The sequence below is a fragment of the Variovorax pasteuri genome, assembly GCF_051216435.1.
GTDB lineage: Bacteria > Pseudomonadota > Gammaproteobacteria > Burkholderiales > Burkholderiaceae_C > Variovorax.
This window is the reverse complement of sequence record NZ_JBPJZS010000007.1, coordinates 276,983-299,249: the sequence shown is the minus strand read 5'-3', so window position 1 is coordinate 299,249 and position 22,267 is coordinate 276,983. Positions and strand designations below refer to the sequence as shown.

General features: G+C 70.0%; 23 protein-coding genes. 2 read left to right on the top strand and 21 right to left on the bottom strand.

The genetic code is table 11. From position 1 onward, the window contains the following. The first annotated feature begins 29 nt into the window (after window positions 1–29). On the top strand, window positions 30–200 hold the full coding sequence (locus ACSFBM_RS24540; protein WP_165840364.1) for a hypothetical protein: 171 nt from the start codon (window positions 30–32) through the stop codon (window positions 198–200). An 81-nt stretch (window positions 201–281) separates the two neighbouring features. After that, window positions 282–617 carry a hypothetical protein gene (locus tag ACSFBM_RS24535; RefSeq protein ID WP_435486711.1) on the top strand — a complete coding sequence of 112 codons (336 nt, stop codon included), beginning with the start codon at window positions 282–284 and terminating at the stop codon, window positions 615–617. 29 nt (window positions 618–646) lie between these two features. On the opposite strand, the gene ACSFBM_RS24530 is transcribed toward ACSFBM_RS24535, so the two are convergent. From ACSFBM_RS24530 to ACSFBM_RS24430, 21 genes are all read right to left on the bottom strand, one after another. Then, a complete protein-coding gene (locus tag ACSFBM_RS24530) occupies window positions 647–1,585 on the bottom strand; it encodes a fatty acid desaturase family protein (protein WP_435486710.1) in 939 nt (312 codons plus the stop codon). Between the two features lie 73 nt (window positions 1,586–1,658). After that, on the bottom strand, window positions 1,659–2,327 hold the full coding sequence (locus ACSFBM_RS24525) for a GntR family transcriptional regulator (RefSeq protein WP_435437322.1): 669 nt from the start codon (window positions 2,325–2,327) through the stop codon (window positions 1,659–1,661). Window positions 2,328–2,353: 26 nt separating this feature from the next. Further along, window positions 2,354–3,655 (bottom strand): FAD-dependent oxidoreductase, encoded by a 1,302-nt coding sequence (locus ACSFBM_RS24520; protein WP_435486709.1) that lies wholly within the window; start codon window positions 3,653–3,655, stop codon window positions 2,354–2,356. Continuing rightward, window positions 3,652–3,900, bottom strand: coding sequence for a (2Fe-2S)-binding protein (locus tag ACSFBM_RS24515; protein ID WP_435486708.1), 249 nt, complete (start codon window positions 3,898–3,900; stop codon window positions 3,652–3,654). Before ACSFBM_RS24515 ends, ACSFBM_RS24520 begins: the two co-directional genes overlap by 4 nt. Next, window positions 3,897–5,000, bottom strand: a complete 1,104-nt coding sequence (locus ACSFBM_RS24510; RefSeq protein WP_435486707.1) for an NAD(P)/FAD-dependent oxidoreductase — start codon at window positions 4,998–5,000, stop codon at window positions 3,897–3,899. The genes ACSFBM_RS24515 and ACSFBM_RS24510 overlap by 4 nt, the downstream gene beginning before the upstream one ends. A gap of 16 nt (window positions 5,001–5,016) precedes the next feature. After that, window positions 5,017–5,958 carry a 4-hydroxyproline epimerase gene (locus ACSFBM_RS24505; protein ID WP_435486706.1) on the bottom strand — a complete coding sequence of 314 codons (942 nt, stop codon included), beginning with the start codon at window positions 5,956–5,958 and terminating at the stop codon, window positions 5,017–5,019. Between the two features lie 14 nt (window positions 5,959–5,972). Next, window positions 5,973–7,115: a branched-chain amino acid ABC transporter substrate-binding protein gene (locus ACSFBM_RS24500; RefSeq protein ID WP_435486705.1), complete on the bottom strand. Its 1,143-nt coding sequence runs from the start codon at window positions 7,113–7,115 to the stop codon at window positions 5,973–5,975. Window positions 7,116–7,162: 47 nt separating this feature from the next. After that, a complete protein-coding gene (locus tag ACSFBM_RS24495; RefSeq protein WP_435486704.1) occupies window positions 7,163–8,077 on the bottom strand; it encodes a dihydrodipicolinate synthase family protein in 915 nt (304 codons plus the stop codon). A 167-nt stretch (window positions 8,078–8,244) separates the two neighbouring features. Next, complete coding sequence (locus tag ACSFBM_RS24490; protein ID WP_435486703.1) at window positions 8,245–8,970, bottom strand: outer membrane lipoprotein; 726 nt, start codon at window positions 8,968–8,970, stop codon at window positions 8,245–8,247. 124 nt (window positions 8,971–9,094) lie between these two features. Continuing rightward, the gene (locus ACSFBM_RS24485) at window positions 9,095–10,072 is read right to left on the bottom strand and encodes a tripartite tricarboxylate transporter substrate-binding protein (RefSeq protein ID WP_435486702.1); all 978 of its coding nucleotides are present in this window, start codon (window positions 10,070–10,072) and stop codon (window positions 9,095–9,097) included. A gap of 42 nt (window positions 10,073–10,114) precedes the next feature. Beyond that, window positions 10,115–11,317, bottom strand: coding sequence for a M20 aminoacylase family protein (locus ACSFBM_RS24480; RefSeq protein WP_435486701.1), 1,203 nt, complete (start codon window positions 11,315–11,317; stop codon window positions 10,115–10,117). Between the two features lie 77 nt (window positions 11,318–11,394). Next, window positions 11,395–12,666 (bottom strand): aspartate aminotransferase family protein, encoded by a 1,272-nt coding sequence (locus tag ACSFBM_RS24475; protein ID WP_435486700.1) that lies wholly within the window; start codon window positions 12,664–12,666, stop codon window positions 11,395–11,397. Further along, window positions 12,659–13,738 (bottom strand): phosphotransferase, encoded by a 1,080-nt coding sequence (locus ACSFBM_RS24470; protein ID WP_435486699.1) that lies wholly within the window; start codon window positions 13,736–13,738, stop codon window positions 12,659–12,661. The genes ACSFBM_RS24475 and ACSFBM_RS24470 overlap by 8 nt, the downstream gene beginning before the upstream one ends. Continuing rightward, a complete protein-coding gene (locus tag ACSFBM_RS24465) occupies window positions 13,735–14,763 on the bottom strand; it encodes a histone deacetylase family protein (RefSeq protein WP_435486698.1) in 1,029 nt (342 codons plus the stop codon). Before ACSFBM_RS24465 ends, ACSFBM_RS24470 begins: the two co-directional genes overlap by 4 nt. Further along, window positions 14,760–15,497 (bottom strand): GntR family transcriptional regulator, encoded by a 738-nt coding sequence (locus ACSFBM_RS24460; RefSeq protein ID WP_435486697.1) that lies wholly within the window; start codon window positions 15,495–15,497, stop codon window positions 14,760–14,762. Before ACSFBM_RS24460 ends, ACSFBM_RS24465 begins: the two co-directional genes overlap by 4 nt. 34 nt (window positions 15,498–15,531) lie before the next feature. Beyond that, the gene (locus ACSFBM_RS24455) at window positions 15,532–16,425 is read right to left on the bottom strand and encodes a DMT family transporter (RefSeq protein ID WP_435486696.1); all 894 of its coding nucleotides are present in this window, start codon (window positions 16,423–16,425) and stop codon (window positions 15,532–15,534) included. Next, a complete protein-coding gene (locus tag ACSFBM_RS24450) occupies window positions 16,422–17,816 on the bottom strand; it encodes an aspartate aminotransferase family protein (protein WP_435486695.1) in 1,395 nt (464 codons plus the stop codon). The genes ACSFBM_RS24455 and ACSFBM_RS24450 overlap by 4 nt, the downstream gene beginning before the upstream one ends. A gap of 36 nt (window positions 17,817–17,852) precedes the next feature. Continuing rightward, complete coding sequence (locus ACSFBM_RS24445; protein ID WP_435486694.1) at window positions 17,853–18,791, bottom strand: 2-hydroxyacid dehydrogenase; 939 nt, start codon at window positions 18,789–18,791, stop codon at window positions 17,853–17,855. Continuing rightward, window positions 18,791–20,443 carry an ABC transporter ATP-binding protein gene (locus tag ACSFBM_RS24440; protein WP_435486693.1) on the bottom strand — a complete coding sequence of 551 codons (1,653 nt, stop codon included), beginning with the start codon at window positions 20,441–20,443 and terminating at the stop codon, window positions 18,791–18,793. The genes ACSFBM_RS24445 and ACSFBM_RS24440 overlap by 1 nt, the downstream gene beginning before the upstream one ends. Next, a complete protein-coding gene (locus ACSFBM_RS24435; RefSeq protein ID WP_435486692.1) occupies window positions 20,440–21,288 on the bottom strand; it encodes an ABC transporter permease in 849 nt (282 codons plus the stop codon). The genes ACSFBM_RS24440 and ACSFBM_RS24435 overlap by 4 nt, the downstream gene beginning before the upstream one ends. After that, window positions 21,285–22,259 carry an ABC transporter permease gene (locus tag ACSFBM_RS24430; protein ID WP_435486691.1) on the bottom strand — a complete coding sequence of 325 codons (975 nt, stop codon included), beginning with the start codon at window positions 22,257–22,259 and terminating at the stop codon, window positions 21,285–21,287. Before ACSFBM_RS24430 ends, ACSFBM_RS24435 begins: the two co-directional genes overlap by 4 nt. Between the last annotated feature and the right edge of the window lie 8 nt (window positions 22,260–22,267).

The window sequence follows — 22,267 nt, the reverse complement described above, 5'->3', positions numbered from 1 at the left end:
AACATTCATTACTTTTACCCGAGCTTTTCATGCCCAAGACATTCCGTACCGAAGCCGAACGCGTTGCCACCCCCAAGCCGACGCCGCTGCCCGGCTACACCGCGCCTCGCTCCGGTGGCGGCCAGAAGGTCAGCCTCGAACGCGGCACCGCAACGCGCAGCAAGAAGAACCCCGGCAAGCGTCCCAAGAAGGGCGGCTGATCCAGCACCCATGGCTCCCACGAGCCACGACGAACGCGCCCCTGGGCGCGTTTTGTCATTGGGGCCTCCGAAAAAACCGCCATGTCCGACGACAACCAGATCTTCATTCCGCCCTCGTTCTTCGCGGTGTACAGCGACGCGCGCCAGCGCCTGAGCGAGCCGATCGCCGTGGTGCGCGCGCGCTACGAGATCTGCGAGGACCTCGCCAGCCACCTCGTGGGCCACGCGCAGATCCAGCACCACACCGAGGTGCCCGTCGAAAACGAGATCCTGCGGCGCATCCACGCCGGGCTGGCGACAGCCGAGTCGGGCGTCTCCGCGGCCGAGGCCACGTGGATCGTGCAGCGGCTGGCCGAGCTGCTGGGCTGGCCGGGCTGGCAAGAGCCCGAGCCGGAACCCGCGCCGAGCGAAGACTGACCGGACCTGCGGCTACCGCCTCCGTCGCGTCAGGCCGGCTGAGCCGACGGCGACGTGGCCCGCCTCAGCAGGCTCAGGTACCCAGGCTGCACCTCCATCCGCACAGTCGCACCCTGACGTTGCAGCAGGCGGTGCGCCTTCGGCAGCGCCCAGCAGGGCAGGCTGGTGAACATGTGGTGCTCGCAGTGGTAGTTGACCCAGTAGGGCGCCACCACCAGGCGCTCGATCCAGCCGGCATGCGTGGTGCGGGCCTGGCGCAGCGGGTCGGATTCGTTCTGCGCGACCAGCGCATGCTCGGCGATGTTGCGCACGCGGCTCACCAGCGGCAGCCAGGTGGCCATCGGCAGCAGCCACATCAGCAGCCATGCCCACCCGTAGCCCGCCAGCGCGAAGGCCAGGAAGCCGAGGCCGTTGGCGAGGAGGAAGCGCCTGTCCTTCGCAAGCTCCCGGCCGAACGCCTTCAGCGCCGATTCACCCGGCGCCCGTTCGCGGATGCCCTGTGCGATGTGCCCGAAGCGCTGCTTGTAGAAAGTCTGCCCGCTCAGGTCGCGCGCCACCTTGCGCCACATCGAGGCGCGCGGGATCGGAAAGGGCGCCGACAGCACGAGGTCGGGGTCCTCGGTCTGCTGCACGAAGCGGTGGTGCTGCAGGTGATAGGGCCGGTAGTCGCGCAGCGACGACGAGCACAGCCAGTGGCCGACCCAGTCGTTGACCTTGCGGTTGCGGTGCAGCCCCGCATGCGCCGCGTCGTGCATGAGGATGAACAGGCCCAGCTGCCGCGCGCCCACGATCGGCACCATGAGCGGCACGGTCCACGGCCACACGATGCCCACGAGCATCGCCGCGCCGATGGTGCCCCAGCAATGCGCCACCAGCCACAGCCCCTTCCACGACGAACGCGCGGTGAGCGCGCGCCACTCGTCGGCGGTGAAGAAGTCTTCGGGTTGGGCACGGGGGGCGGCGGCCATGCGTTTCAGTATGCGCCGGCAGCCCCGGCGGCACACGCGGAATTCCCCGGGGTACGGACAGGGGCCGCAGGGCCTACTTGTCGATGATCTTGCGCGCAAAGACCTCGAGGTAGTCCATCAGCCGTTCGGCGCCCGCGACGGCGGCGGCTTCGTCGCCGGTGGCAATGCCCTGCGCCAGTTCGAGGTGCGCGTTGGCCCCTTCGACGATCTCGCCCTCGTGCTGGTAGGCGTACCAGAAGCGCCGGCACTGCACGATCAGCGGCACCACCGCATGCACCGCCGAGTCGTTGTGGCTGGCCTGGTGGTTGACGAGGTCGAGCGCATGGTCGGCGCGCATGTAGTCGGTCAGGTCGCCGCGGCCCGCGGCCTCGACCATTGCCTGCGCGCACTGCACGATCTGCTCGCGCTGCAGCGCGGTGGCGCGGCGCGCCGAGCAGGCGGCCACCAGCCGTTCGAGCACGCGCCGGGTCTGGATCACGTCGAGGTGGTCGGCCAGGTCGATGGCCGACACCAGCAGGCCCCGGCGCGGCTGCTGCACGATGAGCCCGATGGACACCATGCGCATCAGCGCCTCGCGCACCGGCGTGCGGCCCAGGCCCGTGCGCTCGGCGAGTTCGGCCTCCACGACTTGGCTGCCGGGCTGGATCTGCAGGGTCGACAGCAGCGCTTCGATGGCGTCGTAGGCCACGTCGGCGGCACGGCGCTTGGGAAGAGGGCGGGAGTCGGGGGTCGGGGCGGCCATGGGGTGGTTCTGCGGATGCGGCGGCGTCATTGTCGAGGGTCGCCCGGCCCGGCGAGCGCGGCCAGTGTCGCGATGCGGACCGGCGACAAGGGCGGGCGCGGCACAGGGGGCGCCCAGCCGAAGAGGAACTGCGCCGCATCGCCGCAGACGCGGCCCTGGCAGGCGCCCATGCCGCAGCGGCGGTGCAGCTTGGCGTCGGTCCAGCCGGTGCTTGCCGAGAGCGCGGACAACGGCACGTCCTCGCAGCGGCACACGAGCGTGTCGGGCCGGGGCATCGTGCGCAGGTCCGGTGCCAGCGCGAAGCTGCGGTGCAGCTGCGCGGCAAAGGCATCCCAGCTGGCGCGTTCGCGCTGGTGTGCCTTGGCTTCGGCTTCGTTGCCGACGGCCGCATGGCCCGCGATGCTGCCCTGGGCCAGCGCGCGTTCGCTGCCGCCGAAGCCCGTGCACTCGCCGGCGGCGTAGATGTCCGCGACGCCCGTGGCCTGCAATGCATCGACCGACAGGCCCTGTGCGCCGTGTGCGCCGTGTGCGCCGTGTGCGCCGAGCGCGCAGCCGAGCATCTGGCCCAGTTGCGTGTTCGGCACGAGGCCGAAGCCGCAGGCCACGCGGTCGCAGGCGATCTCGACCTCGCGGCCGCCCTGCCTGAGCCGGACCGATTCGACCTGCGCCGTGCCCTGCACCGCCACGATGCGCGACGCGGTGCGGTACTGCGCGTTTGCCAGCGTCACGGCCTGCGCCGCCTTGCCGGGCCAGCGCACAAGGCTGGCACCGAAGCGCGCGACCGATGCGAACGAGGCCTGCTCGGCGATGCGCAGCACCTTCGCACCGGCCGCGCGCGCCGTCGCCGCGGCGGCCAGCAGCAAGGGCCCGCTGCCCGCGATGACGATGCGCTCGCCCTCCACCGGCATGCCCGCCTTGACGAGCGCCTGCAGACCGCCTGCGCCCGTCACGCCGGGCAGCGTCCAGCCGGGAAAGGGCAGCAGCAGCTCGCGCGCGCCGGTGCAGAGGATGAGCTTTTTCCACTGCATGCGTGCGGCGCCCTCGGCGTCCTCCAGCAGCAGTTCATGGGCGGCGGACACGGCCACGACGCGCGTGCCGCTGCGCACGCGGATGTTGGCGTGGCTCCGGAGCGCATCGCGCCATCGTTGCGCGGCAGGCGGCAGCGCCGCACCGGGGCCGTCGCGCCAGATCTGTCCGCCGGGCGCGGGGTTGTCGTCGATGACGACGACCGATGCACCGCTCTTCGCAGCCGCCACCGCCGCAGCCATGCCGGCCGGGCCCGCGCCGACGACCAGCACATCGCAGTGTTCGCCAGCGATGCCGCTCATTCCGTGGTCTCCACGCGCATGCCTTCGGCGCACACCGTCTGGCACGCCAGCCTGCGCCGGCCGTCGACCCACACGCGGCATTCCTGGCACACGCCCATGCCGCAGAACGGCGCACGCGGCTGGCCGGTGACCGAGGTGCGCGCCACGCCCATGCCGCCGGCCACGCACAGCGCGGCAGCGACAGAGCTGCCCGCCTTCACGCGCACGAGATGGCCGTCGATGTGCAGCAGGGTGTGACCGCTCATGTCATTTCCCGCAGACCGCGCGGCGCATACGGCGCCGCGTCGACATCGGGCGTCGTGCCGGTCATCAGTGCGGCCAGCAGATGCGCGCTGCCCGGTGCGGTGGTCACGCCCAGGCCTTCATGCCCGACGGCGAGCCAGAGCCTCTCGCGCCATGGGTGCCTGCCCAGCAGCGGCAGGCCGTCGGGCGATGCGGCGCGCAGGCCGGTCCATGCGCGCACCGCATTCAGGTTCGCAAGGCCCGGCAGGTAATCGAGCGTGCGCTGCAGCATGCGCGCCAGCATCGGCGCCTCGACCGCCGGGTCCGTCGTGTCGAACTGGCGCGACGAGCCGACCAGCAGTTGCCCCGTCGGTCGCGGCTGCACGTTGAAGGCCACCGAGTCGCCGTCGCTGTGGTGCGCGCTGGTCACGTAGCCGAGCTCGACGAGCTGGTGGTGCACCGTGCCCGGGTACCGGTCAGTGATGAGCAGGTGGCCCTTCTTGGGGCGTATCGGCAGTTCCGGGCACAGCGCCGTTGCCTGCATGCCGTTGGCCAGCACCACCCGCGGCGCGCTGCGGCGGTTGCCGTCGGCCAGGCGCAGCGTGCCGTTGTCTTCGATGGCCTCGACCTTGGCGTGCTCGATGCGGACCGATTTCGCTTCCTGGGCGAGCATCCAGCGCGCCGCATTCGGCGCATAGAGAATGCCGTCGCCCGGCACTTCGAGCGCGCCCGCGAGGCCCTGGCGCAGCGCGGGTTCGGCGCTTGCCAGTTCGGCCGCACCGAGCAGGCGGCTCTCGATGCCGTGCGCACCCAGCCGCTGCTGCTTGCGCTCGGCCTCGGCCATCTCTTCGTCGTTGGCGGCGATCCACAGCGTGCCGCAGGGGCTGTACGCGCAGTCCTCGCCCATGCGCGGGGCCAGCGCGCGCCAGCGCGCCACCGAATCGCGGCTCAGCTCAAGCTCGGCTGCGTTGTCGTCCATCACCACGAGGTGGCCCATGCCCGCGCCGGTGGCGCCGCCCAGGCGCGCATCGAGCACCAGCACCCGCGCGCCCTTTTGCGCCAGCGCCTGCGCGCAGGCCGCGCCGACGATGCCGGCGCCGATGACGATGACGTCCGCGTCCATGCCGAGCAGCCCGGCGTCAGCGCCGGATGCCCCAGCCGAAGGGGTCTTCGTCTTCGATCAGCAACGTGGCTTCGGCGCTGATGTGCGCGCGGCCGCGCAGCGTGGGAATGACCTTGTCGCCGTCCATCGCGTAGCTGGCCTCGAACACGCTGCCGATCACGCTGGCCTGCTTCCACACGGCCCCCGGTGCGAGCTTGCCGTCGGCCGCAAGGCAGGCGATCTTGGCGCTGGTGCCGGTGCCGCAGGGCGAGCGGTCGTAGGCGTTGCCGGGGCACAGCACGAAGTTGCGGCTGTCGGCGCCTTCGTCATCGTGCGCGAAGAGCTCGATGTGGTCGATCTCCGCGCCGTCCGCGCCCGTGATGCCCTGCGCCGCCAGGGCAAGGCGCAATGCGGCGGTGTAGTCGGTCAGGGCGGCGAGATTGTCGCTGGCCACGCGCTGGCCGTGCTCGCTCTCGCTCACCAGGAAGAACCAGTTGCCGCCATAGGCCACGTCGCCACGCACCGTTCCGTGGCCCGGCAATTCGACCGCCACCTGGTGCAGGTGCCGGTAGGCGGGCACGTTGCGCACGCTCACCGAGCCGTCTTCGTGCAGCGTGGTCGTCACCGTGCCCACGGGTGTCTCGATGCGGTGCTCGCCCGCGCCGATGCGCCCCATGTGCGCCAGGCTCGCGACCAGCCCGATGGTGCCGTGGCCGCACATGCCGAGGTAGCCGGCGTTGTTGAAGAACACCACGCCGGCCGCCGCATCGGGCGACACCGGCGCGCACAGCAGCGCACCCACCACCACGTCGCTGCCGCGCGGCTCCAGCACGGCGGCCGCGCGCCACTTGTCGTGGCGCTCGGCCAGCAGCGCGCGGCGCTCGGCCATGGGGCCGGTCCCCAGGTCGGGGAAGCCGCCGATCACGAGGCGCGTGGGTTCGCCGCCCGTGTGGGAGTCGATGACCTGGATGCGTTGCATGGGCCTGGTTCCGTTCAGTAGCTGGCGATGGGCACGGGGACCGCGTTCTTGAAGGTGAAGACGGTGATGGGCGCCTGCTTCATGTTGCCCTTGTCGTCGTAGGCATACGTGGCGGCCACGCCCTTGTAGGTGGCCTTGTAAAGCTCGGCGCCCACCTTGTCGGGATCGATGGAGTTGGCCTTCTTCATCGACTCGCCGATGAACAGCACCTGGTCGTAGTACGAGGCCGCGTACGCGTCGGGATCGGCGTTGAAGCGCTTCTTGAACTTCTCCTTGAAGGCCGGGCCGGTCTGCGCCTTCTCGAGCATGGAGCCGCCCTGCGCGCAGAACACCAGGTCGTTCACCGCGTCGCCGCCGAGCTTGCCGGTGGCCGGGCTGCACACGGTGTCGCCACCCAGCAGCTTGCCGGGCACGGCCAGCTGCTTCATCTGGCGCGCCATGGGCGCGGCCTGCGGGGCATAGCCGCCGAAGAAGATGGCCTCGGGCGCCTTGGCCTTCATGTTGGTCAGGATGGCGGTGAAGTCCACGGCCTTGTCGGTGGTGAACTCCTGGCCGACCACGGTGAGGCCCTGCTTCTTCGCCTCCTTGGTGAATTCTTCCGCCAGGCCCTGGCCGAAGGCGGTGCGGTCGTCGATGACGCCGACCTTCTTCACCTTCAGCTCCTTGGCCGCGTACACGGCCATGGCGGAGCCGATCTGGTTGTCGCTTGCGATGATGCGGTAGAGGTTCTTGTAGCCGCCCTGCGTCACCTTCGGGTTGGTGCCCACGGTGGAGACCAGAGTGCCGCCGTCGCTGTAGAGGCGCGAGGCCGGAATGGCCACGCCCGAGCAGTACGGCCCCATGACGTACTTGACGCCGTCGTCCACGAACTTCTGCGCCACGCTCACGCCGGTCTTGGCGTCGCACTGGTCGTCTTCGGAGACCAGCTCGAACTTCAGCGTCTTGCCGCCCACGCTGAGCTTCTTCGCGTTGAGCTCCTCCACCGCGAGGCGCACGCCGTTTTCGTTGTCCTTGCCCGCGAAGGCGTTGGGGCCCGACAGCGGCCCGCTGTGGCCGATCTTGACCACCTGCTCCTGCGCGTGCGCCTGGCCGGCGAGGGCAAGGGCCGCCAGGCCGGCAAGACTGAAAGATGAAACCATGCCTGCTCGTGTCTTCATGCTTCTTCCTAGGTTGGGACAATGAAAAGTGCGAAGGTTCGCGGTGACTACATGACCGACTGGTACTGCGCGGGCCGCGTGGCCAGCGCCTTCTTCACGATGTTCTCGATGAAGGCGCGCTCCTCGCCGATCAGCGGCAGGCGCGGACGGCGCATGTGCTCGGTGCCCACGCCCACCAGCACGTCGATGAGCTTCAGGTTCTGCACCAGCTTGGTCGACACGTCCAGGTGCAGCATCGGCGTCATCCACTGGTAGAGCTTGAGCGCCTCGGCAAACTTGCCGGCCTTCATCAGGTCGTACAGCGCCACCGTCTCGCGCGGGAACGCGCAGCCCACGCCGGCCAGCAGGCCGTCGCAGCCCAGCGCCAGGCCTTCGTAGGCCAAGTCGTCCACGCCCAGGAACAGCTGGTAGCGCTCGCCCACGGTGTTGCGCAGGTCGGTGATGCGGCGGATGTCGTCGGTGCTTTCCTTGATGGCCGCGATCCATTCGCAGTCGGCCAGCTCCACCATGTGCTGCGGCTTCAGGTCGACGCGGTAGGCCACCGGGTTGTTGTAGACCATGATGGGTTTCTGCGCGGCGTTGGCGATGGTGCGCACGTTGAGCATGGCCTCGCGCGCGTCGGCCACGTAGATCACCGAGGGCATCACCATGAAGCCGGCCACGCCCAGCTTGTTGGCGCCGTCCACGTAGCGCAGCGCCTCGCGCGTGCTGGTCTCCGACACGTTGGCCAGCACCGGGACGCGGCCGTCGGCGGCGTCCAGCGCGATCTTCGCGACCTGCAGCTTTTCTTCCAGCGACAGCGTGCTGGCCTCGCCCAGCGAGCCGCAGGTGACGAGGCCATGGATGCCGTTGCGGATCTGGAAGTCGATGTGGCGCGCCGTGCCCTCGGCATCGATGCTTTCGTCGGCGTGGAACTTGGTGGTGACGGCGGGAAAGATGCCTTGCCAGCGGGGATTGCTCACTTGATCGCTCCTTGTGGATGTGCGGTGTGGAAGCGTCGCACTTTAAATATATTAAGGATATATCGTCAAGATATTCGTGGGGCAAGCGAGCTTCCGGAGCCGGTTCTTCTGTGATATCGGGGAGAAAACGCCGGGCCGCGTGGCGTCGGGGCGGCCCGGCTCGCGGCCTACTTGTGGCCGTCCACAGGGCGCAGCACGCCGCGTTGGAGGGTGACCGGCTTGCCGATGGGCGGCGCGGACTTCGTCTCGACGGTGCGCACCGTCCCGTTGTCCATGCGCACCGCCACCTCGTAGACCGTGACGGTGCGCACGTGCTTCTCGATCTCGTTGCCCGCGAAGCCACCGCCCACCGCGCCCAGCACCGTGGTCGCCGCGCGCCCGTTGCCGTGCCCGAACTGGTTGCCGACCAGGCCCCCCACCACGCCACCGGCCACGGCGCCGACGCCGCTGGTGCTCTGCAGGCGCTTCTGCACCGGACGAACCGACTCGACGCGGCCGCAGACCGCACAAGGCGCAGGCGCTGCAGCCGCCAGCGGCGCATTCACGCCCGGCGCCGGTCCCGGCTGAACGGCCTGGGCGGGCAAGGGAGCGGGCGCAGGCATCGGCGCGGCCGCCATGGCCTGCGGGGACTGCCCCGCCGCCGTGGGCGGCACGGCAGGCGCCGACGGCATGGCTTCAGGCTTGAAATCGTCCGGCGCGGCCGGGGCCGTGGGCGACGCGGCGGCCACGACCGGCGGCGCGCCCGCGCTCACGGCGGGCCCCTGCTTGTAGAGCAACACGCCGCCGAGCGCCACGACGGCCACGGCCAATGCGCCGATCACGGCCCACAAGGCCTTGGGTGAGGTGCTCACGGGCTGGCCCGGGGGCGGGTTGAATGGTGAAGACGAGTCCATGGAAATTCCCTAGTCCGTCCGAAGCGACATCCTTCGGAACCCACCAGGGAGCATGAGCGCGGGCGGCGTGTTGTCAATTGACCGGTGTCCTACAGAGCGGCCCGTGCGTGCACCCCGGACAAGGTCAGTCGATCTTCGCGCCCGAAGCCTTCACCACGGCACCCATGGCATCCCAGTCGGAGCGCAGCAGCTTCTGGAATTCTTCTGCGCTCTGCATGCGCGGCTCCACGCCCAGGCGCTTGAAGCGCTCCTGGATCACCGGGTCCGCCAGCACCTTGTTGGCCGCGACATTGATGCGCTCCACCTCGGCCTTCGGCGTGCCGGCCGGTGCGAGCAGGCCGATCCACGAATCGAAGGCGTAGCCCGGCAGGCCGCTCTCGGCCACGGTCGGCAACTTGGGCAGGAAGGGGCTGCGCGACTGCCCGGTGGAGGCCAGCAGCTTCATGCGTGCATCGTCCTGGAAGCCGATCACGCCGATGCTCGACGAGATCACCGCCTGCACCCGGCCGGCGAGCACCTCGTTGACCGCCTCGCCGGTCGACTTGGTCGGGATGTGCGTCATCTGCAGCCCCGCCTTGGCCAGGAACGACGCCATGGCCAGGTGCGTGGCGCTGCCGTTGCCCGCCGAGGCGTAGTTGTACTTGCCCGGGTTGGCCTTGACCTCCTTGATGAAGTCGGCCGTGTTCGACACGTTCAGCCCGCTCGCCACCGCCAGAACATAGCCCGCATTGCCCACGTTCGCCACGCCCACGAAGTCCTTCAGCGGGTCGTAGCTCAGCTTGTTGTACAGAAAGCCCGCGATGTTGTGGCTCGCCGCGGCCAGCACCAAGGTGCTGCCGTCGGCCGGCGCGCGCGCCACCATCGCAGCGCCCACGGTGCCGCCCGCGCCTGCGCGGTTCTCGACGATGGCGCTGGCGTTCAGCGCCACCCCCAACTCGTTGTTGAAGGCGCGCGCCACCGTGTCCTGCACCGCGCCGGTGCCGAAGGGCACGACGATGTGGATCACGCGCTGCTGCGCATGCACGGGGGAAAAGGCGCAGAGCGCTGCCGCCGCAGCGGCAAGCGCGCCGAGGGAACGTCGGGTGAACGGGGTCGAGGGCATCGTGGTGTCCGCTTTCTTCATCGTCAACAGGGGAGAAGGATTTCAGGTGCCCGACGGCAGCCAGCGCTGCACCAGCTTCACGAAGTAGCTGGCACCGATCGGGATGATCTCGTCGTTGAAATCGAACGAGGTGTTGTGGATGATGCAAGGGCCGGGCCCGTGGCCGTCGAGCCGGTGGTCGCCGTCGCCGTTGCCCAGGAACGCGTAGCAGCCGGGCCGCGCGATCAGCATGTGCGCGAAGTCTTCGGCGCCCATCACGGCGGGGAAGTCGTCGGTGACCATGTCGTCGCCCACCACCTCGCGCATCACGCCGGCGGCAAAGCGCGCCTCCGCCGCGTGGTTCACGGTCGGCGGCGACGAACGGTTGAAGTACACCTCGGCCGTGCAGCCGTGCGCCGCCGCAACGCCGGCGGCCACCTCGCGCAGGCGGGCCTCGATCTTGTCGATGGCGTCGAACGAAAAGGTGCGGATGGTGCCGCCCACCGTGGCCACGTCGGGAATGACGTTGGGCGCGTCGGAGCCCTGCAGCTGCGTCACCGCGAGCAGCGCGCGCTCCGTGCTGGGAATGGTGCGCGGCACGATGGTCTGCAACTGCTGCGCCAGCGTGACCACCGCCGCCACCGGGTCGATGCCCGTGTGCGGCATCGAGGCATGCGTGCCGCGCCCGCGCACGGTGATCTTGTAGGTGTTGCTCGAGGCCATGAGCGCGCCTTCGTTGAGCGCAAAGCGTCCCACGTCGCCCACGGGGAAGTTGTGCAGCCCGAAGACCGCGTCGCACGGAAAGCGCTCGAACAGGCCCTCGTCGATCATCTTCTTGGCGCCCGCCTTGCCCATCTCCTCGGCGGGCTGGAAGATGAAGTTCACCGTGCCGTCGAAATCCTCCGGGCCCTGTTGCGAGAGGTGCCACGCGGCGGCCAGCAGCATGGTGGTGTGGCCGTCGTGGCCGCAGGCGTGCATGCGCCCGGGGTTCGTCGACTTGTGGGCGAAGTCGTTGGCCTCGTGCAGGGGCAGGGCGTCCATGTCGGCGCGCAGGCCGATGGTGCGCGTTCCCTTGCCCTTGCGCAGCACGCCGACGAGGCCCGTACCCGCAATGCCGCGGTGCACCTCGATGCCCCACTCGGTGAGCAGGTTCGCCACCTTCTCGGAAGTGCGGTGTTCTTCGAAACCGAGTTCGGGATGCGCGTGGATGTCGCGCCGGATGTCGACGAAGCGGGCGACGTTGGCGAAGGAGTCGACGATGTTCATGGTGGGGTGGCAACAGCTGGAGTCGTTCGAAGCGAACGATTCTGGCGCAAGGCAGTGCCGCTCGCCACGACAACGGCTCAAAGCCCGGTCAGCACCCGGTCCAGCGTGTCGATCAGCAGGTCGGCGTTGGCTTCGGAGAACACCAGCGGCGGGCGGATCTTGAGCGTGTTCGCGTGCTCGCCGGTGGCACTGAGCAGCACCCGCCGCTCGCGCAGGCCGTTGACGACGCGCACGGTTTCGGCGGTGGCGGGCGTGCGCGCCTGGCGGTCGGTCACCAGCTCCAGGCCCACGAACAGGCCGGCACCGCGCACGTCGCCGATCAGCGTGTGGCGCTCGGCGAGCTTGGAGAGCCCCGCACGCAAATGGCGGCCCACGCGCTGCGCATTGGCCATCAGGCCTTCGCGCTCGATCACGTCGAGCACGGCCATGCCCGCGGCCATCGACACCGGGTTGCCGCCGAAGGTGTTGAAGTAGCGGCACTCGCGGCCGAACGCGGCCAGCACCTCGGGGCGCACCGCCAGCCCCGCCAGCGGATGGCCGTTGCCGATCGGCTTGCCCATGGTCACGATGTCGGGCACCAGGCCCGCATGGCGCATGAAGCCCCAGAAGGCGTCGCCGGTGCGGCCGAGGCCGGGCTGCACTTCGTCGGCGATGAAGATGCCGCCGGCTTCGCGCACGGCGTCGACCGCTTCGTTCAGGAACCCCGCCGGGTCGGTGAAGATGCCGTCGCTCGAGAACACGGTGTCGACCATCAGCGCGGCGGGCCGCAAACCGTGGGCCTGCAGGTCGGCAATGGCGGCGCGCACGCCGGCCGCGAACGCCGCGCCTTGCGCTTCGGGCGGCACGCGGTAGCTGTCGGGCGGCGGCACGGTGCGCACCGCCTTGCCGAGCTGCACGAAGCGCCCGAGCGACGGCGAGGCCTGCGCGATCGACTCGGTCACGCCGTGGTACGCGTTGCGCGTGACGATCAAGCCCTCGGCCTTGGTGTGGGCCTTGGCGATGCGCATCGCGAGGTCGTTGGCCTCGCTGCCGGTGCAGGTGAACATCGCATGGCCCAGCGCCGGCGGCATGGTGGCCAGCAGGCGCTCGGCATAGTCGAGCACGCCTTCGTGCAGATAGCGCGTGTGGGTGTTGAGCACACCGGCCTGCCGCGCGATGGCTTCCACCACGTGCGGGTGGCAGTGCCCCACCGAGGCCACGTTGTTGTACGCGTCGAGGTAGCGCTTGCCGTCGGCATCGTCGAGCCACACGCCCTGGCCGCGCACCGGGTGCAGCGGCGCCTCGTAGAACAGGCGGTAGGCCGGGCCGAGCAGGCGCGCGCGGCGCGCGAGGAGCGATTCTTCAGACATGTGCGTGACCCTGGTTCATGCCGCAGGCGCGGCGGAATGCGGCACTGGCGACGTCGTTGCCGATGCGCTCGCAGGCCTGCAGGCGGCCCCACGAAAGCGCGTTGTTGCGCAGCAGGTAGGCCGCGTTGTCGGGATGCCGCGCGGCGCGCCAGCCGCTGATGGCCACCACCATCGCGAGCCGTGCGGTGATGAGCGTGAACAGCACCTCGACCTCTTCCCGCGCGAGCGGCAGCACTGCGTGGTAAGCCGCCACGAAGGGAACGATGCCGGCCAGCGCATCGCCCGCCGGCTCGAGCTGGTAGGCCGCGGCCACGGCCAGGTCGTCGATCAGCGGTGCGCGCACCATGTCGCCGAAATCGAGGACGCCGGCGATGCGATCGGTGTCGCCAGGATCGACCAGCACGTTGTAGATGTTGAAGTCGTTGTGAATGGGCTGGGTGCGCAGGCCCGCGAGCACCGGCTTGGCATCGCGCTCGAAGCGGTCGAGCGCACGCTCGGCCAGCGCGCGGCGCTCGGGATCGTCGATGTGCGCGAGCAGGCCGCGCACGCTGTCGGCGCGCTGGATGTCCCAGGGCAGCGCAAGGGCGCCGGCCGGGTGGTCGAAGCCGTGCAGCGCGAGGTCGAGCCGGGCCAGTGTGCGAGCGAGGTTCAGCTGTTGCGTCGGCGTGCGCGGCGCATCGGGCATGGGCGTGCCCGGCAGATAGGTGAACAGCCGCGTCACGCGCGGCAGGCCGTCGCCGGGGTCGCTCAGGAAGGAAGGCGAACCGTCGCGCGTGGGCACGATGCGCTGCACCGGCAGCGACGCATCGGTGGCCGCGATGTGCAGCAGCGCCTGCGTCTGGAAGTCCGCCACCAGCGGTGTCTCGGACGGATGCGAGATCTTCAGCATGAAGCGCTCGCCGGTGCGCGCGGATTCGAAGCGGTAGTTGCGGTCGCGCTCGCCCGTGAGCGGGCGCATCTCGCCGTCGATGCCATAGTGCCGCAGTGCGAGCGCACGCACCCAGTCGGCGTCGAGTTCGGGCGAGCCCTCGCTCAACACGTCCCCGTCGAACCCGTCCGCCGCCGCCGTCATGCGGCGCCCGTGAAGCCGCGCAGCGCGCTGGCGAGGTTGGGACCCAGGTCGTCGGACAGGTAGCCGCCTTCCTGCACCAGCACGGTCGGCAGGCCGAGACCCGCAATTTCCGCGAGCAGTTGCGCGAAGCCGGGCGTCGTGATCTTCATGCCCTTGTACGGATCGCGCTCGTGCGTGTCCAGGCCCAGCGCCACCACCAGCGCGCCGGGCGCGAAGGCGCGGATGCTCTGGCAGGCATCGCGCAGGGCCGGCAGGTAGCCGTCGATGTCGGTGCCCAGCGCGAGCGGCTTGTTGATGTTGTAGCCCAGGCCCGCACCCTCGCCGCGCTCGTGCGCATAGCCGGTGAAGAAGGGCGTGAAATTGCGCGGGTCGCCGTGCAGCGAAATGGTCAGCACGTCGGCGCGGCGGTAGAAGATGCCCTGCGTGCCGTTGCCGTGGTGCACGTCGATGTCGAGGATGGCCACGCGGTCGTGCGCCGCGCGCAAGTGCTGCGCGGCGATGGCCGTGTTGTTGAGGTAGCAGAAGCCGTTGGCGCGGTCCGCATAGGCGTGGTGGCCCGGCGGACGGCACAGCGCATAGGCCGCGCTCTCGCCCTGCAGCACCAGTTGCGCCGCATGCGTGGCCACGTGGGCCGAGGCCACGGCCGCTTCCCAGGTGTGCGCGCCGATGGAGCAGGCGTTGTCGCCCATGTGGTAGCCGGCCTGCCCGACCACGCTCTCGGGGTAGGTGCAGGGCTCGCCAGGGAAGGGATGGATGTTGGGCATCACCTCGTCGGAGGGGTCGTCCAGCAGCCGCCAGCGCGCGTAGGCCGTTTCCAGAAAGCGCAGGTACTCGGGCGTGTGGATCGCGGCGCGCGGGCCGGGGCCGAAGTCTTCCGCGGCAATCACCTCGTGGCCGTCCTGCTCGACCGCCGACAGCAAACGGAAAGCGCGCTCGGGCTGCTCGTTGCTGCGCTTCAGGCGCCCGCGCACCATGAAGAGTTGCGGGTCGTGGTCCTTGTGCACATCGCTGTAGACGATCTTCATCGCGCGGGTCCTTGCTTGGGGATGGGAGTGGGTGGGGAAGCGGTGCCGTGCTGCTTCACGAACAGCGCGCGCACCTGCAGCCAGGCGTCGTCCAGGTGCTCGCGCATGGCCAGGCGGGATGCATCGGCGTCGCGGCTTTCCAGCGCGTCGACGATGGGGTAGTGCGTGCTGGCCATGGTCTCGGGGTCGTGGTAGACCGCGTCGATGAGCGCGATGATCATCTGCATCTCGGTCTGCGTGTTCGAGTAGATGCGGTGCAGGTGGGCGTTGCCCGAGAGCTCGCTGATCAGGGTGTGAAAGGCCAGGTCGGTCGCGATGCGCACATGCTGCGGCTGCGTGGGCGCGTCGCGCACCATGGCATCGACCAGCGCGCGCAGGCGCGCCAGGCCCGCGTCGTCGGCCTTGCGGCAGGCCAGCTCGACGGCCGTCAGCTCCAGGCTCAGGCGCACCTCGAAGAGGTCGTCGATTTCCTGGACGCTGATGGTGCGCACCGCAAAGCCGTGGCGCGGCCGCGCCACCAGCACGCCCTGGCGCTCGAGCCGGCGCGCGGCCTCGCGCACGGGCGCGCGGCTCACGCCCATGCGGCGCGCGATCTCGGCCTCGACGATGCGGCTGCCGGGCGAGAGGTGGCCTTCGACGATGGCGCGGGTCAGCTGCGCCTCGACCAGCCCGACCAGGTCGGGCGCCTCGACGGACTCGAAGACAGCGCTGTCGGAAGAGGAGGAAAAGGCCATGTTGTTTGTCTCGTTGTGTGAGGGAAGCGGGGGGCTATTTTTTCACCGGCCGCCGCGCCAGGTAGATGCCTGCCGCCACGATCAATGCAATGCCCGCCATCGCCAACCCATCGGGCGGCCGGTGGAACCAGAAGGTGCTGAAGGCCACGGCCAGCAGCAGCTGAAAATAGTTGAGCGGCGCCAGCGTGGCGGCCTCCACGCGCTCGAAGGCGGCCAGCAGCAGCCATTGCGCCAGGCCGCTGCAGGCGCCGCCCGCGAGCATCAGCAGCACGGCACCGACGGCGGGCCGCTCGGCCGGCAGGAAGAAGGGCGCGGGCAAGGCCGTGGCCACGAGGCACACCACCGCCGTGTACGCGTACTGCACCGGGCTCGCGACCTGCCCCGCGAGGCGCCGCGTGAGCAGCTGGAAGATGGCGTAGCAAACGGCCGACACCGCCATCAGCACCGTGCCCAGCCACGGCAGGTTGCCGCCGGGCCGCACGATCAGCAGCATGCCGGCAAAGCCCACGATCACCGCCGCCCACTGGCTGCGCCGCACCGATTCGCCGACCAGCCAGGGCGACAGCGCCACCATGAGCAGCGGCGCGGTGAAGTAGATGGCGGTGGCCTCGGCCAGCGGCATCCACAGGAGCGCCGTCATGAAGCAGGTGGCCACCGTCGCGAGCATGGTGCCGCGCAGCAGCAGCAACTTCTTCTGCGGCGCGCGCCAGATGCGCAGGTCGCCATGGCGCAGCAGCATGGCAAAGGCGATGCAGATCACCGACAGGTAGCGCATCAGGTTGACGAACGGCGCCGGGTAGAACTGCAGCATGTACTTGCAGAAGGCGTCGTAGCTCGCGAAGGCCATCAACGCGCAGAAGAACAGCGCGATGCCGGTGCTCCGGGAGCCCGGCGGGCGCAGTCCTATGGCGGCGCTTGCCGTGTTCACGCCAGCGAGGCCTCGAAGCGGACCATGGCCCGGTCGAAGCGCTCGAACATCTCGTCGACCTCGGCGGCCGTGATGATGAGCGGCGGGCAGAAGGCCACGGCGTCGCCCATGGCGCGCACGATGAGCCCTTCGGCCAGCGCGAGTTCGGCCAGGCGTGCGCCGGCCTTCATTGCCGGATCGAAGGGTGTGCGCTTGGCCGGGTCGGCCGCGAGTTCGATCGCGCCGATCAGGCCCACGCCGCGCACCTCGCCCACGTGCGGATGGCCGGCGTAGCGTCGCAGGCCGGCCTGGAACTTGGGCGCCAGCGCCTGCACGTGCGCGAGCACTTCTTCGTCTTCGTAGATGCGCAGCGTTTCCAGCGCCACCGCGGCCGTCACCGGATGGCCCGAGTAGGTGAAGCCATGGCCGAAGGTGCCGATCTTTCCGCTGTTGGCGGCCACGGCCGCATGCACCTGCTCGGACACCAGCACGGCCGAGATCGGCACGTAGCCCGACGACAGCGCCTTGGCGGCCGTGAGGATGTCGGGCCGCAGGCCGAAGGTGGTGGAGCCGAACATCTCGCCGGTGCGGCAGAAGCCGCAGATCACCTCGTCGGCGATCAGCAGCACCTCGTACTTGCGCAGCACGGCCTGCACCTTCTCGAAGTAGGTGGCGGGCGGCACCAGCACGCCGCCGGCGCCCATGATCGGCTCGGCGATGAAGGCGCCCACGGTGTCGGGCCCTTCGGCCAGGATGCGCTGCTCCAGCGCATCGGCCAGCCGCGTGGCGAAGGCTTCTTCGGTTTCGCCGGGCTCGGCGTAGCGGTAGTGGTGCGGGCAGTCGACGTGCAGGATGCGGTCGATGGGCAGGTCGAAGTCGCGGTGGTTGGTGACCAGGCCGCTCAGGCTGGCCGCCGCCACGGTGACGCCGTGGTACGCATTGCGGCGCGCAATGATCTTCTTCTTGTCGGGCTTGCCGATGGCATTGTGGTAGTACCAGACCAGCTTGACGGCCGTGTCGTTGGCCTCCGAACCCGAGTTGGCGAAGAACACCTTGGACATCGGGACCGGGGCCATCGCGACCAGCTTTTCGGCCAGCGCGATGGCGGCGGCGTTGGAGCGGTGGTTGAAGGTGTGATAGCAGGGCAGCGTGTGCAGCGCTTCGCTGCCGGCCTGCGCCAGGCGCGCATTGCTGAAGCCCAGCGAGACGCACCACAGGCCCGACATGGCCTCCAGGTAGCGGCGGCCCTGGTCGTCTTCCACGAAGATGCCGTCACCGCGCTGGATCACGAGCGGGTCCACCTGCGGATGCGTCGCGAGGTTGGTGAAGGGGTGCAGGTGCGCCGCGATGTCATGGGCCGCGCGCTCGGCGTGCGCCGATTGCAGGACGGAAGCGGGGAGGGATGCGTTCATGGATCGGTCCGTTTCTTGGAAGGAGAACCTCGCGGCTCAGTAGCCCCGTTCGAGGTCGACGGCCGTGTCCGGCCGCTCGCCGCGCCGCAGCAGCGCGAGGTTGTGCAGTGTCTGCTGCGCGATCACCGAGACGTCGGTGCGCGTGGCGATGTGCGGCGTGACCAAGATGCGCGGGTGGCCCCAGAAGGGGTGGTCCGGCGGCAGCGGCTCCTGCGTGAAGGCGTCGAGCGTGGCGGCGGACAGCGCGCCGCTGTCGAGCGCGCGCAGCAGGTCGGCCTCGACCAGGTGCGCGCCGCGCCCGACGTTGATCAGGTGCGCGCCGCGCGGCAGCCGTGCGAACAGCCCGGCATTCAGAAAGCCCTGCGTCTGCGGCGTGAGCGGCAACAGGCACACCAGCGTGTCGCAGCCCGAGAGAAATTCACCGAGCTGCGCATCGCCATGAAAGCCCACGACACCCGCCGGCAGATCGGCCTTCGCGCTGCGGCTCCAGCCGCGCACCGCGTAGCCGATGGCGGCCAGTGCCTCTGCACAGGCCAGCCCCAGGGTGCCCAGCCCCGCGATGCCGACGCGATGGCGCCCGGGCGGGCTCATCGTCTGCTCTCGCCATGCGCCAACGGCCGCGCTCGCCAGGTAGGCCGGCATCCGGCGCTGGTGGTGGATCACGGCCCAGCATACATAGGCCTTCATGCCGGTGGCCATCTCGGGATCGACGATGCGGCACAGCGGCAATGCACGCGGCAGCTGCGGGTCGGCCGTGATGTGGTCGACGCCCGCGGCCAGCGACTGCACCAGTTGCAGCTGCGGCAATTGCGCCAGCAGGCCGTGCGGCGGATACCAGCAGACGGCCGCATCGATCTGCTCGAGCGGGCCGAGATCGGTGCCCAGGCGCAGGTCGATGTCGGGGCAGTGCGCGCGGAATGCGGGCGCAAGGTAGTGCATGTCGAGCACATCGCTCAGGAGCGCGACGCACGGCATCAGGCCACCCTCGCCACGGCGTCGGAGCGCCCCGCCAGACGCGGCACCGCGTCGATCAGCTTGCGCGTGTACGCGTGCTGCGGGTCGTTGAGCACCTTGTGCGTGTCGCCGTACTCCACCACTTCGCCGCGCTGCATCACCGCGATGCGGTCGCACATCTGGCCGGCCACGCGCAGGTCGTGCGTGATGAACACCATCGCGAGCTGGAACTGCTCGCGCACCTGCGCAAAGAGCTCCAGCACCTGCGCCTGCACCGACACGTCGAGGGCGGACCCGGGTTCGTCGGCCACCAGCAGCTCGGGTTGCATCGCCAGCGCGCGGGCAATGCCGATGCGCTGGCGCTGGCCGCCGGAGAACTCGTGCGGATAGCGCTGCGCCGCATCGGCACCCAGGCCCACGAGCTTGAGCAGTTCCATCGCGCGCGCCATGGCTTCGGCCTTGCCCACGCCCTGCGCGATGGGGCCGCCCGCAATGGCCGCGCCCACGCGGTGGCGCGGATTGAGCGAGGCATACGGGTCCTGGAACACCATCTGGATCTTGCCCGCCGCGCCGCGCCGGAAGTTCTGGCCTTGCGCGAGCGTGCGGCCCTTGAAGATGATGCGGCCGCTGTCGAAGGGCGCCAGGCCCACCAGGCAGCGCCCCACGCTCGACTTGCCCGAGCCCGACTCGCCCACGAGCCCCAGCGTTTCACCGCGGTGCAGCTCGAAGTTGATGTCCTTGGCCGCCTGCACCGCACGCCCGCGCTTGAACAGGCCGCCGCTCGAACGGTAGGTCTTGCACAGGTCCTGCACCTGCAGCACGCGCGTGACGTCGTCGTGCGGCACGGTCTGCGCCTGGCCGTCGGGAATGGCGGCGATGAGCTTGCGCGTGTAGGGATGCTGCGGTGCGCCGAGCACCTGCGCGGCGGGCCCGGACTCGACCACGTGCCCGGTCTGCATGACCACCACGTGGTCGGCGATTTCGGAGACCACGCCGAAGTCGTGCGTGATGAAGAGCACGGCCGTGCCGCGGCGCTGCTGCAGCTCGCGGATGAGCTTCAGGATCTGCGCCTGCGTGGTGACGTCCAGCGCGGTGGTGGGCTCGTCGGCGATCAGGAGCACGGGCTCCAGCACCAGCGCGCAGGCGATCATCACGCGCTGGCGCTGGCCGCCCGAAAGACGGAAGGGGTAGCTGTCGATCAGCAGCTCGGGTTCGGGCAGGCCCACGTCGGCCAATGCGGCGAGGATGCGGCGGCGCTTCTCCGCCGCGGGCACGTGGCCGTGGGCATCGAACACTTCGCCGATCTGCTCGCCGATGCGCATCACCGGGTTGAGCGCGGTCATCGGTTCCTGGAAGACCATGCCGATGCGCCGCCCGCGCAGCTCGCGCATCTGCGGCTCGGTGAGCTGCAGCAGGTCGTGGCCGTCGAACAGGATGCGGCCCGCCACGGGCGCCACGTGCGGGCGCGGCAAGAGGCCCATGACGGCATTGGCGATCATCGACTTGCCCGAGCCCGACTCGCCGACCACGCACAGCGTCTGGCCCGGCATCACCGAGAAGGTGGCGCCTTCGACGGCCAGCGCGCGGTCGGCGCCCGCAGGCAGCGAGATGCTCAGCTCGGCGATGTCGAGCACCGGGTGCGTCGGCTTCATGGCCATGACGGTGGCGTTCATTTGCCCCTCCCGTCGAGCCGCGTGTTGAGGCCGTCGTTCAGGCCCTCGCCCACGAGGTTGAGCGCCAGCACCGTCAGCACGATGGCCAGGCCGGGGAACAGCGCCATCCACCAGGCCTGGCGCAGCACGGTGCGCGCCGCGCCCACCATGTAGCCCCAGCTCATCTGGTTCGGGTCGCCCAGGCCCAGGAAGCTCAGGCTGCTTTCGAGCAGGATGGCCGTGGCCACCATCAGCGAGGCCATCACGATGATGGGCGACATGGCGTTGGGCAGTATCTGCGTGAGGATGATGCGCGGCGTCGATTGCCCCGCGAGCAGCGCGGCCTGCACGAAGTCGCGCTGGCGCAGCGTGAGGAATTCGCTGCGCACCAGCCGCGCCACCGGCGGCCACGAGACGATCGCAATGGCCACCACGATCGACTTGATCGAGGGCTCGAAGATCGCCACCAGCACGATGGCCAGCGCGAAGCTGGGCACGGCCTGGAACAGCTCGGTGAAGCGCATCAGCGCGGAGTCGATCCAGCCGCCGAAGTAGCCGGCCACGGCGCCGAGCGTGACGCCGATCAGCAGCGCCACCAGCGTGGACACCACGCCGATCAGCAGCGACACGCGCGCGCCGTAGACCAGGCCCGACAGAATGTCGCGCCCCAGGGTGTCGGTGCCCAGCAGGAAGCCGGGCTGGGCGCCCGGCCGCACGAAGGGCTGGTCGACCATGGCCCAGGGGTCGTTGGTGGCGAGCCAGGGGCCGAGCAGGGCAACGGCGGCCACGATCAGCAGCACGACCATGCCGGCCACCGCACCCTTGTTGCGGCGGAAGCGCCGCCAGAAAGGACTGTTCAACGTCATGTCAGTTCGATCCGTGGGTCGACCAGCGTGTAGACGAGGTCGGTGATGAGGTTGAAGAGCACCGCCATCGCGGCCGTCACGAGGAAAGCGCCGAGCAGCAGGCTGTAGTCGCGCTGCAGCAGCGCGTCGAACATGAGGCGGCCGATGCCGGGCCAGGCGAACACGGTCTCGGTGAGCACGGCGCCGCCGATCATTCCGCCGGCCTGGATGCCTGCGAGCGTGACCACCGGCAGCAGCGCGTTGCGCAGCACGTGCGCGCGCAGGATGCGCCCGGGCCGCACGCCCTTGGCGCGCGCGGTCTTCACGAAGTCCATCTGCGCCACTTCGAGCATCGCGGCGCGCGTCATGCGTGCGTACACGGCCATGTAGAACAGTGCGAGCGTGAGCGCCGGCAGCACCAGGTGCTTGGCCACGTCGAGCGCCAGCGCAAGGCCGGTGGCGCCGGAGCCCACGGTCGACAGGCCGAAGCCCGGCAGCCAGTCGAGCTGCACCGTGAACACCAGCACCGCCATCAGCGCGAGCCAGTAGAGCGGCGTGGCGTAGAACAGCAGCGCCACCACGGTGATGCCGCTGTCCACCCAGGTGCCCGCGCGCCGCGCCGACAACGCGCCCAGCGTGATGCCGAACAGCAGCGAGAGCGCAAACGCGGTGCCCGTGAGCAGCAGCGTGGCCGGCAGCCGATCCATGATGAGTTTCAGCACCGGCTGCTGCTGGCGGTACGAATAGCCCAGGTCGAGCCGCACCACCTTGCCCACGTAGGTGGCCAGCTGCGTGGACAGCGGCTGGTCGAGCCCGAACTGCGCGCGCAGCTGCGCGACGAACTGCGGGTCGGACGCGCCGGCCTCGCCGGCCAGCACCGACACCGGGTCGCCCGGTGCGGCGCGCACCAGCATGAAGTTGACCGTGGCGATCAGCAGGATCGCCACCAGGCCCTGCAGCACGCGGGTGAGCATGAACTGCGTGCGTTTCATCGGCGGCT

Excerpts from the sequence above, each read along its gene's own strand:
- ACSFBM_RS24475 (WP_435486700.1), bottom strand. The coding sequence starts at position 12,666 with ATGTCTGAAGAATCGCTCCTCGCGCGCCGCGCGCGCCTGCTCGGCCCG.
- ACSFBM_RS24510 (WP_435486707.1), bottom strand. The coding sequence starts at position 5,000 with ATGGACGCGGACGTCATCGTCATCGGCGCCGGCATCGTCGGCGCGGCC.
- ACSFBM_RS24450 (WP_435486695.1), bottom strand. The coding sequence starts at position 17,816 with ATGAACGCATCCCTCCCCGCTTCCGTCCTGCAATCGGCGCACGCCGAG.
- ACSFBM_RS24430 (WP_435486691.1), bottom strand. The coding sequence starts at position 22,259 with ATGAAACGCACGCAGTTCATGCTCACCCGCGTGCTGCAGGGCCTGGTG.
- ACSFBM_RS24500 (WP_435486705.1), bottom strand. The coding sequence starts at position 7,115 with ATGAAGACACGAGCAGGCATGGTTTCATCTTTCAGTCTTGCCGGCCTG.
- ACSFBM_RS24505 (WP_435486706.1), bottom strand. The coding sequence starts at position 5,958 with ATGCAACGCATCCAGGTCATCGACTCCCACACGGGCGGCGAACCCACG.
- ACSFBM_RS24440 (WP_435486693.1), bottom strand. The coding sequence starts at position 20,443 with ATGAACGCCACCGTCATGGCCATGAAGCCGACGCACCCGGTGCTCGAC.
- ACSFBM_RS24535 (WP_435486711.1), top strand. The coding sequence starts at position 282 with ATGTCCGACGACAACCAGATCTTCATTCCGCCCTCGTTCTTCGCGGTG.
- ACSFBM_RS24460 (WP_435486697.1), bottom strand. The coding sequence starts at position 15,497 with ATGGCCTTTTCCTCCTCTTCCGACAGCGCTGTCTTCGAGTCCGTCGAG.
- ACSFBM_RS24470 (WP_435486699.1), bottom strand. The coding sequence starts at position 13,738 with ATGACGGCGGCGGCGGACGGGTTCGACGGGGACGTGTTGAGCGAGGGC.
- ACSFBM_RS24530 (WP_435486710.1), bottom strand. The coding sequence starts at position 1,585 with ATGGCCGCCGCCCCCCGTGCCCAACCCGAAGACTTCTTCACCGCCGAC.
- ACSFBM_RS24465 (WP_435486698.1), bottom strand. The coding sequence starts at position 14,763 with ATGAAGATCGTCTACAGCGATGTGCACAAGGACCACGACCCGCAACTC.
- ACSFBM_RS24480 (WP_435486701.1), bottom strand. The coding sequence starts at position 11,317 with ATGAACATCGTCGACTCCTTCGCCAACGTCGCCCGCTTCGTCGACATC.
- ACSFBM_RS24525 (WP_435437322.1), bottom strand. The coding sequence starts at position 2,327 with ATGGCCGCCCCGACCCCCGACTCCCGCCCTCTTCCCAAGCGCCGTGCC.
- ACSFBM_RS24490 (WP_435486703.1), bottom strand. The coding sequence starts at position 8,970 with ATGGACTCGTCTTCACCATTCAACCCGCCCCCGGGCCAGCCCGTGAGC.
- ACSFBM_RS24540 (WP_165840364.1), top strand. The coding sequence starts at position 30 with ATGCCCAAGACATTCCGTACCGAAGCCGAACGCGTTGCCACCCCCAAG.
- ACSFBM_RS24520 (WP_435486709.1), bottom strand. The coding sequence starts at position 3,655 with ATGAGCGGCATCGCTGGCGAACACTGCGATGTGCTGGTCGTCGGCGCG.
- ACSFBM_RS24445 (WP_435486694.1), bottom strand. The coding sequence starts at position 18,791 with ATGCCGTGCGTCGCGCTCCTGAGCGATGTGCTCGACATGCACTACCTT.
- ACSFBM_RS24435 (WP_435486692.1), bottom strand. The coding sequence starts at position 21,288 with ATGACGTTGAACAGTCCTTTCTGGCGGCGCTTCCGCCGCAACAAGGGT.
- ACSFBM_RS24515 (WP_435486708.1), bottom strand. The coding sequence starts at position 3,900 with ATGAGCGGTCACACCCTGCTGCACATCGACGGCCATCTCGTGCGCGTG.
- ACSFBM_RS24485 (WP_435486702.1), bottom strand. The coding sequence starts at position 10,072 with ATGCCCTCGACCCCGTTCACCCGACGTTCCCTCGGCGCGCTTGCCGCT.